This window comes from Salibacterium qingdaonense (assembly GCF_900114715.1).
GTDB lineage: Bacteria > Bacillota > Bacilli > Bacillales > Marinococcaceae > Salibacterium > Salibacterium qingdaonense.
Map to the genome: position 1 here is coordinate 40,466 of NZ_FOTY01000022.1, position 6,957 is coordinate 47,422.

Here is a 6,957-nt window from a genome sequence, read left to right on the forward strand (position 1 = left end):
CGCCCTTCTCCTTTTTCTTTCTTATTGATTGATCACGGTCACTTTTTCGCGGGTGTAGCTGAGCAGACTGTAGCGTACGCCCTGGACGCCCATGCCGGAGTTCTTCACACCAAGGAAAGGGAAGTGGTCCGGGCCGCGGGATGTTTTTCCGTTCACCTGGACGCTTCCGACTTCCAGCTCGTCCGCGATGCGGTGTGCTGTGTTGATATCCTGGGTAAAGACGCTGGCCTGAAGCCCGTATTCGGAATCGTTGGCGATTTTTACGGCTTCATCTTCATCTTTCACACGGATGACCGGAAGGACCGGGCCGAACGGCTCTTCCCAGGCAATGCGGGATTCGGTTGAAACATGATCGAACAGTACCGGTGAAAACTGTCTGCCGTCCCGTTTGTTTTCTGTCACCACTTCAGCACCGTCTGCGATGGTGTCGTCGATGAGGCCCTGCAGGTAATCGGCGCCTTTATCATTGATGAGCGGTGTAATATCAGCGTCATCTTCAGGCTTGCCGACAGAGAGAGCTTCTACTTTTTCTTTCAGTTTGGCGACCAGTTCATCGGCGGCTTCCTCTTTCACGAGCACTCGTTTGATTGCGGTGCAGCGCTGGCCGGAGTAGGAGAACGCGCCGCCTGTGATTTCTTTGGCTGCTTTGTCGAGATCGGCGTCTTCCAGCACAATAGCCGGATCTTTGCCTCCCAGTTCGAGAACCATCGGTACCATTCCCGCTTTTTCCGCCATGGAAATGCCGGTGCCCGAACCGCCGGTGAAAGAAATCTGGTCAATGCCGTCATGCGTGACAAGCACATCACCGATCTCGGAGCCGCGGCCGGTTGTGACATTTACAAGGCCTTTCGGGAGACCTGCTTCTTCGAGTGTTTCCATCATCATAATGCCGCTCAGCGACCCTTGAGTGGCTGGTTTAAATATCACACTGTTCCCAGTCATCAGTGCCGGTGCGATTTTGGAAGCGGACAGGTTCAATGGATAGTTAAACGGTGCAATCGCAAGAACAACACCGAGGGGAACGCGGCTGACCTGCGCAGTTTTTCCTGCGGGACCACCATTGTAGCTGTCTCCTGTCAGCAGTTCTCCATTGATCCGTACGCCTTCTTCAGCCGTGTGGCGGATAAAATCGGCTGTGCGGACGACTTCATCCACCGCAGAAGATTTCTTCTTGGCGACTTCCTGCATAATCACGGTTCCGATGGCTTCTTTATTTTCTTCAAGCTTATCCGCCCAGCGGAGAAGCAGTTGTTTTCTCTCATGAAGCGGGGTTTTCTGCCACTGTTTCTGTGCACCGCGTGCGGCCTCAACGGCTTTATCAACTTCCGCTTTATTCAGAGCCGGTACACTACCAATGTTCTCACCGCTTGACGGGGAGTCCAGCGTAATTCTATTTCCTTGTTCGTTCTCTTGCCATTCTCCACCCAAGAGAACGTTTTTTTGACGAAAAGCTTCGACACTATGGGTTGTCATCATAAAAACCTCCTCTTTGTATTCTCTGTATTAATCTTTCATCACAATCTGTATCAATGAAAGGTTCATTATACCTTACCAAATCTGCCGCGGTATGTTAACTATCCAGCTTGAACAAGCTCAGACACTGACAAACAGGTAATGAAAGCGCTATCTTTAATATTTTTAGAAATCTTTTTTTTCAAAAAAATCAAAATCAATAGTTTAGTAGCAGTTCTTTTTACACATATTAAGCGTGAATTTTTGGAAAAATAATAAAATTAAAAAGGTCTAAAGTACTTTAACATAAAAATTATGAAAAAAGAATGTACAGGAAGCTGCAAAAGAATAAAAGACGGTAGAAATATTGAAAAATCAGGGAATTTGAATGACATGAACATATGAAGACTGATTGTTCAGAAGTATAACAGAATTGACGAAAAAGTATAACAGAGTATCGCAAATAGTTGTGTCAGCTAAAAGGAGACAGAAGCTCAAAAGCGCTCCCGGTTATCATAAGGACAGCCGGAAGCGCTTCGTGTAAAAAATCAAAACGATTGCTATGGAATTATGTCATGCTGAACCCGATATTGCCTATTTGTGCAGCTTGGTGCAGCCGATTAAATGCTTGTTCATAGGAAGCAAGCGGATACGTCTGATCCATGACCGGCTTTATGTCATACTTTTTAATAAACGCCAGCATCTCCTGCAATTCTTCGGTGCTTCCCATCGTAGAGCCGAGAAGATTGTACTGGCCGTAGAAAAACGGTCGGATATTCAGCTCCACGTTGTCATCGGTGGAAGATCCGAACGTGACCATGGTACCGCCGCGGCGGAGCTGGCTGAGCGACTTGTTGAACGTGGCGCCGCCGATGGATTCAACCACAACATCCATTTTTTTACCGCCAAGCGCCTCCGACCAGTCTTCGTGGCTGTCGATGGCCTGCATGGCACCGAGTTCCAGAGCCTGTTTTCGTTTTAATTCGGACCGGGACGTGACGTAAACGTCAGCACCGGCCGCTCTGGCAAACTGTAACAGGAAGGTGGCGACACCACCGCCTATCCCCGGGATAAAGACGTTGTCGCCGGGCTTAACACGCGCTCTGGTAAACAGTACGCGGTATGCCGTTAGTGCAGGAAGCGCCAGAACGCCGGCTTCCTGCCAGCTGAGATGTTTCGGTTTTGGTTCGACATTGGCTGCCGGAATAACGATCTGCTCAGCGAATGTGCCGTCATTTGGCACCCCTAAAATTTCAAAACCTTCCGGTGGTGCATCGCTGTTCTTCTCCCAGCCAAGCCCCGGATTAATGATGACTTCATCTCCTGTTGAAACAGCCGTAACTTCTGTACCTGCCGCTTCAATCACTCCGGCGCCGTCTGAACCGATGATGCAGGCGGGGTCGTCCGGCTGATGACGGTTTAAAATCGACAAATCCCGGTGGTTCATTCCAGCCGTTTTCAGGCGCACCCGAACCTCACCGGGTCCCGGTTCCGGTGTGTCCGTTTCGCGGTATGTCAGGCCTTCCATGCCAATTTTTTTCTCATGAATCAACGCTTTCATCGTATCCCTCCCTGAAAGTCTTTTTCATTTCCATCCTACCACATCACAGACAGAGCGGCATTTCCTGAACCCAGCAGGGATTTCGACAGACTACGTGGAAGTAAAGTGTTGGAGGTGGAGACATGATAAAAATAGAACTGGATCAAAAGAAAGCCCTCGTTACCGGCGGTGCAAGCGGCATTGGGCGCGAAATTGCCCTTGGACTGGCAGAGGCCGGTGCTGATGTGGCTGTTCATTATGGCAGCAATCAGAAAGGCGCGGAAGAAGTGAAAGAAATCATTACGAACATGGGGCGGCAGTGCATCATCGTCCAGGCGGATATGCTGAAAACAGAAGAAATCGATAATCTCTTCGATAAAGTGGAGGCCGAATTTGATGGTACTTTGGATATCCTTGTAAACAATGCCGGTAACATGGTGGAACGGAGTTCGGTGGAAGAGATGAAAGAAGAGCTCTGGCGGCAGGTGATAGACTTGAATCTGACAAGCGCCTTCCTTGTGTCCCAGCGTGCAGTGCCGATGATGAAAGAAAACGGCGGACGCATCATTAATATGACATCTCTTGCCGCGCAGAATGGCGGCGGACCGGGAGCGGCGGCCTATGCTGCTTCAAAAGGCGGTCTGATGACATTTACAAAAGGGCTGGCGAAAGAACTGGCGCCAAATGTAACCGTTAACAACGTGTCTCCCGGATTCATCGGAGAGACGGCATTTCATGACACGTTTACATCGGACGAGGCACGAAAAAACATCGTCGCAGGCCTCCCGTTAAAACGGGAAGGCACCCCGAAAGATGTGCTCGGAACGGTTTTCTATCTTGTTTCTGACTATGGAAGTTTTGTCACCGGGGAAACAATTGAAGTGAACGGTGGTGCCTTGATGCGGTAGAATGCCGGTGTGCAGGAAGAGACTGGGACCTTTGTAAGAAGCGGAGAACGCCGAACGATTTTTTTGATCGTTCGGCGTTCTTCGTTGCTGAGACAAACCGCTGCGTCAACATACTTCACTTTTACTCCAGGGCACAAGGGCGGTGTCGATTCGCTGGCGCTCCTCGTGTCTTCTATGCACTATGGAGTACAAGGGCGACATCGATTCGCAGGGCTCATCGTGTCTTCTATGCACTCCGGAGTACAAGGGCGACATCGGTTCGCGGAGCTCACCGTGTCTTCTATGCCTGAACACGGCTTGTGGCTGCGGTGCTGCCGGATCAGCTGCTTGTTGAAGCCGACGGGTCCCGGACGTTCCAGGCCTCCGTTTGCCGGAATAAAAACTGCACCTGAGCTGCTCCGCGATGGGGTCACAGACGTTCGTTGGGAATGGGGTCGAAGGCACTTTAGGGGGTTCCGAGCCCTCGTAAACGTCGTTGGGCAGATTGCCTGAGGCACTTTAGAGTATTCAGTTCGCCCTTAAACGTCATTATGAATGGTTCATAAGGCACTTTAGAGGGTTTCGTGCCCCGATAAACGTCATCATGAACGGATCGAGGCTGCGTTCAGCGGGAAAAGGAACGGGCCGACGCAGCAAAGAGCGCCTGAAGTTGCGTGAAATGTGGTATGAATAGTCCGAAGGCACTTTAGGGAGTTCCGCACTCCCGTAAACGTCGTTGGGGACATCGCCGGAGGCACTTTATAGCATTTGGTGCGCCCTTAAACGTCATTATGAATGGTTCATAAGGCACTTTAGAGGGTTTCGTGCCCCGATAAACGTCATCATGAACGGATCGAGGCTGCGTTCAGTGGGAAAATGAACGGGGCCGACGCAGCAAAAAGCCCGCGTCGCTGCGTGGAAGGAACCGATAAAGCAAAGGTGAGCTGGCAAAACGATCATACGATATTGATCAACGGCACGAGAATTCAATTGGGGAATGGGTGATTGATGCTGAAAAGGGAGGTGTGATACGACATGAAGTTCAACATACAGAAACGGCATATTATCACAGCGTTGGCTGTTATGATTGTCGTAGTATCCCTGGTGGGAGCCGGTCATGTTTACCTGAAGTTGAAGGCGTCAGAAAAGCAGCTCTACGCAGAGGTCGTTCAGAGTAATCTGATAGAACTGGAAGGTGCCATATCCAATCAGAAAGAAGCAGGTTGGAATGATCCCAGCATGGTGGCAAGGGAGATGAACGAAGCGCTGAATGGGCTGATGTATGTGCAGCAATTGGATATAACCGAACGTGGTGAGAAAGAAAACCTTAAACGTCTGTACGCCGTCTTGTCCTCTTATCCTCATGATATGCAATATGAATCAGCGGAAGTGACAACGCAAGATCAAAAAGATTGGGAAGCATTACAGGGAACACTAAGGGAGAATGGATTTGGACTTCAGCTGCAGTCAGATAGCGGATCCCTTAAAAAGAAAATAGAAACGCTGGGAGAAGCACTGGAATATTCCTACGCTGATTAATGTATGGGGGCGGGAGGGAGTCAGGTGCTGTTGTACCATCAAGCCCTTCCGCTCCGCATAAGCTCGATCCGGCGGCTGGATATTTTTCATTTAGTCGGCCGGCTTGTTTTGAATAAAGCGATAAACCGCGCCGAGCAGGTTTGCGTGCTGCCGGAAATGACAGACATCAAGGGTCGGGCGGATGGTGCCGACGGGTGCTTCTCTCATGAGCCCATCCAGTTTTTCGTTGATCCGCTGCACGAGCTCTTCTCTGGCACTCACGCCGCCGCCGAGAAGAATGAGCTCCGGATCGTATATGTACTGCAGGTTATATAAACCGAGCGCAAGAAACCGGTAAAAACGATCGAGTGCTTTGACGCATGCCGGATCTCCTTCGTCCGCCATCTCAAAAACCTCTTCGCCGGAGAGGGTGTCCGGTTCGATTCCTTTTTCCGCTTCTGCATAGCGGGTCAGAGCACGTGTTGCAGCAAGCTGGCTCCAGCTCTCCAGGCGGCCGGTATCAGGATTGCCGAGAAGCATAAAACCGAATTCGCCTCCATGCAGATTGGCTCCTTTATGTGTCCGCCCCTCTTTGATCACCGTCCCGCCGATGCCTGTTCCAATGACGACCGTCAACACATCCTTTTTTTCTCGCGCTGTTCCCTTCCATACTTCCGCAGCACCGGCGCAGTTCCCGTCGTTTTCGATAAACACAGGCAGCCCGGTTTTCTCTTCCAGACGGTGTTTGATATTGGGTCCGTGCAGGTAGCGAAGGGCACTGATACCATAAATGACGCCTTCGTCTGAAACGGCACCGGGAGCGCTGACGGCAATGCCCGCTGAATCAGGGTGCCGGTGGACAACTTCTGTGATGCGCTGAATTAAAACACCCAGCGAATCCGGTGTCTTCATTTTGTTCTGTTGCCGCAAATCTCCATTCTCCGTAACAATGCCGTATTTGATAAAAGATCCTCCGATATCAAATGCTGAATACTCTTTCATTACTATCCCTCCGGTTGATAGGTACATACCCTTATCCTAACATCCGGCAGGAAAAAAACCTTACTCAAAAAACCTGAGAGAGCGACCTGCTTTAATCCGCTGCTTTTTTCCAAAACTGATCCTGGAAGATTTCATACTTCCGGTTGGCTTTGCCCGCCTTGAATCCACGTTCATATCCCAGATGATAGGCAGTATCCGCCTGGATGTCACCCACCGCCTGGATGTCACCCACCGCCTGGGAAGCATCAATCACCTCATGAAGGAAAGATACATCCAACTCTTTTTTTCTCATTTCTTCAGCCAATGCGTGGAAGGTGTGTGCAAAATGTTCTCTCTTTTCTTTGAATAAGAAATGTTCGTGTACCGGATACGTCATAAAGAAACACCCTTTGCCGTTATGAAATATATGTGTCAGTATGGTCATGATTGCGCCATTTAAACGTAATAATCGGCAGAGTGTACGGGTATGTGTAAAATAGTTCTCGGTAACGACGAAGACTGATGATTGGCAAAAAAAGAGAAGGTCCTCTATCATCGATGTATGCCTAGGAAGCAAAT

General features: G+C 49.9%; 6 protein-coding genes. 2 read left to right on the forward strand and 4 right to left on the reverse strand.

From position 1 onward, the window contains the following. Positions 1 to 21: 21 nt before the first annotated feature. Positions 22 to 1,473: an NADP-dependent glyceraldehyde-3-phosphate dehydrogenase gene (locus BM058_RS13990; RefSeq protein ID WP_090927669.1), complete on the reverse strand. Its 1,452-nt coding sequence runs from the start codon at positions 1,471 to 1,473 to the stop codon at positions 22 to 24. A 547-nt stretch (positions 1,474 to 2,020) separates the two neighbouring features. Continuing rightward, positions 2,021 to 3,013, reverse strand: a complete 993-nt coding sequence (locus tag BM058_RS13995) for a zinc-binding dehydrogenase (RefSeq protein ID WP_090927670.1) — start codon at positions 3,011 to 3,013, stop codon at positions 2,021 to 2,023. 125 nt (positions 3,014 to 3,138) lie between these two features. Between BM058_RS13995 and BM058_RS14000 the strand changes: the two genes are divergently transcribed. Both BM058_RS14000 and BM058_RS14005 read left to right on the forward strand, forming a co-directional pair. Continuing rightward, entirely contained in the window at positions 3,139 to 3,900 is a 762-nt protein-coding gene (locus BM058_RS14000) for an SDR family NAD(P)-dependent oxidoreductase (protein WP_090927679.1), read from the forward strand. Between the two features lie 1,014 nt (positions 3,901 to 4,914). Next, positions 4,915 to 5,418, forward strand: a complete 504-nt coding sequence (locus tag BM058_RS14005) for a hypothetical protein (RefSeq protein ID WP_090927671.1) — start codon at positions 4,915 to 4,917, stop codon at positions 5,416 to 5,418. A 90-nt stretch (positions 5,419 to 5,508) separates the two neighbouring features. On the opposite strand, the gene BM058_RS14010 is transcribed toward BM058_RS14005, so the two are convergent. Together BM058_RS14010 and BM058_RS14015 are read right to left on the reverse strand one after the other, a co-directional pair. Beyond that, positions 5,509 to 6,399, reverse strand: a complete 891-nt coding sequence (locus BM058_RS14010; protein WP_090927672.1) for an ROK family protein — start codon at positions 6,397 to 6,399, stop codon at positions 5,509 to 5,511. Between the two features lie 91 nt (positions 6,400 to 6,490). After that, the gene (locus BM058_RS14015; protein WP_090927673.1) at positions 6,491 to 6,775 is read right to left on the reverse strand and encodes a hypothetical protein; all 285 of its coding nucleotides are present in this window, start codon (positions 6,773 to 6,775) and stop codon (positions 6,491 to 6,493) included. Positions 6,776 to 6,957 lie beyond the last annotated feature (182 nt).